Annotated in this window: 2 rRNA genes (1 of these 2 cut by a window edge); both read left to right on the top strand. The window is 54.5% G+C overall.

The features are described from left to right. Nucleotides 1-2,183, top strand: a 23S ribosomal RNA gene (locus GL279_RS18780); it begins 650 nt to the left of the window's first position. Nucleotides 2,184-2,268: 85 nt separating this feature from the next. Beyond that, nucleotides 2,269-2,383, top strand: a 5S ribosomal RNA gene (rrf, locus tag GL279_RS18775). The last annotated feature ends 117 nt before the right edge of the window (nucleotides 2,384-2,500 follow it).

The following is a 2,500-nucleotide window of genomic DNA, read 5'->3' as shown; positions in this document are numbered from 1 at the left end:
CGAAAGCGAGTCTTAAATGGGCGACTTAGTTAGACGGATCAGACCCGAAACCAGATGATCTAGGCATGAGCAGGATGAAGGTTGGGTAACACCAACTGGAGGTCCGAACCCACACCTGTTGAAAAAGGTCGGGATGACTTGTGCCTAGGGGTGAAAGGCCAATCAAATCTGGAGATAGCTGGTTCTCCGCGAAAGCTATTTAGGTAGCGCCTCGGACGTATCCTCCTGGGGGTAGAGCACTGCATGGATGATGGGGGCCCACAGCCTTACTGAGTCTAAGCAAACTCCGAATACCAGGAAGGACTATCCGGGAGACACACGGCGGGTGCTAACGTCCGTCGTGGAGAGGGAAACAACCCTGACCAACAGCTAAGGCCCCCAATTCGTGGCTAAGTGGGAAAGCATGTGAGACTTCCAAAACAACCAGGAGGTTGGCTTAGAAGCAGCCATCCTTTAAAGATAGCGTAACAGCTCACTGGTCTAATCAAGAGGTCTTGCGGCGAAGATGTAACGGGGCTCAAGCCACGAGCCGAAGCTTTGGGTGTGCATTTATGCACGCGGTAGCGGAGCGTTCTGTGATATAGAACGCTGCCTCCTTAGTATCCTCGGATACATTGGAGGCAATGTTCTGACTGTGAAGCCGGGCTGTAAGGCATCCGGTGGAGTGATCAGAAGCGAGAATGTTGACATGAGTAGCGACAAACAGGGTGAGAGACCCTGTCGCCGAAAGTCCAAGGGTTCCTGCTTAAAGCTAATCTGAGCAGGGTAAGCCGGCCCCTAAGGCGAGGCCGAAAGGCGTAGTCGATGGGAACCAGGTTAATATTCCTGGGCCAGGAGATGGTGACGGATCCCAAAGGTAGTTCGATCTTATCGGATTGATCGGGCTGCTTAGGGGTTCCTGGAAATAGCCCTCCACAAGACCGTACCCTAAACCGACACAGGTGGACTGGTAGAGAATACCAAGGCGCTTGAGAGAACCACATTTAAGGAACTCGGCAAAATACCTCCGTAAGTTCGCGAGAAGGAGGCCCGGTTGCTGCGCAAGCAGTGGCTGGGGGCACAAACCAGGGGGTGGCGACTGTTTACTAAAAACACAGGGCTCTGCGAAGCCGTAAGGCGACGTATAGGGTCTGACGCCTGCCCGGTGCCGGAAGGTTAAAAGGAGATGTGCAAGCATTGAATTGAAGCCCCGGTAAACGGCGGCCGTAACTATAACGGTCCTAAGGTAGCGAAATTCCTTGTCGGGTAAGTTCCGACCTGCACGAATGGCGTAACGACTTCCCCGCTGTCTCAAATGTGGACTCAGCGAAATTGAATTGTCTGTGAAGATGCAGACTTCCCGCGGTTAGACGGAAAGACCCCATGCACCTTTACTATAGCTTCGCACTGGCATCAGGATTGTGATGTGCAGGATAGGTGGTAGGCATTGAAACCGGGACGCCAGTTCCGGTGGAGCCATCCTTGAGATACCACCCTTCGCACTCTTGATGTCTAACCGCGGCCCGTTATCCGGGTCCGGGACCCTGCGTGGTGGGTAGTTTGACTGGGGCGGTCGCCTCCCAAAGAGTAACGGAGGCGCGCGAAGGTTGGCTCAGAGCGGTCGGAAATCGCTCGTTGAGTGCAATGGCAGAAGCCAGCCTGACTGCAAGACTGACAAGTCGAGCAGAGACGAAAGTCGGCCATAGTGATCCGGTGGTCCCGAGTGGAAGGGCCATCGCTCAACGGATAAAAGGTACGCTGGGGATAACAGGCTGATGATGCCCAAGAGTCCATATCGACGGCATCGTTTGGCACCTCGATGTCGGCTCATCTCATCCTGGGGCTGGAGCAGGTCCCAAGGGTATGGCTGTTCGCCATTTAAAGAGGTACGTGAGCTGGGTTTAGAACGTCGTGAGACAGTTCGGTCCCTATCTGCCGTGGGTGTAGGATACTTGAGAGGAGTTGCCCCTAGTACGAGAGGACCGGGGTGAACGTTCCACTGGTGGACCAGTTGTCGTGCCAACGGCAGTGCTGGGTAGCTATGAACGGACAGGATAAACGCTGAAGGCATCTAAGCGTGAAGCCCCCCTCAAAACAAGGTATCCCTTGAGAGCCGTGGAAGACCACCACGTCGATAGGCCGGAGATGTAAGTGCAGTAATGCATTCAGTTGACCGGTACTAATGGCTCGATTGGCTTGATTTGATCCGGAAGAAGACAGATCTTCTTCCAAAAGCATCCTTGGACAACAAATCCCCTCGGGGAAACGCCGATCTCGCTCCTTTTCCGGTCTGGTGGCCAAAGCACGAGCAAAACACCCGATCCCATCCCGAACTCGGCCGTTAAGTGCCGTCGCGCCAATGGTACTGCGTCTCAAGACGTGGGAGAGTAGGTCACCGCCAGACCTGAAAAGAAGCGAGAGCATCTCTCGAAACGATGAAAAGCAAGCACCGCAGACCACGCGATGCAATGGCGCGGGGTAGAGCAGCCCGGTAGCTCGTCAGGCTCATAACCTGAAGGTC

It is taken from the genome of Paracoccus limosus (assembly GCF_009711185.1).
GTDB classification, from domain to species: domain Bacteria; phylum Pseudomonadota; class Alphaproteobacteria; order Rhodobacterales; family Rhodobacteraceae; genus Paracoccus; species Paracoccus limosus.
Note: the sequence above shows the minus strand (reverse complement) of the source record. Positions and strands in the feature narration are given on the sequence as shown.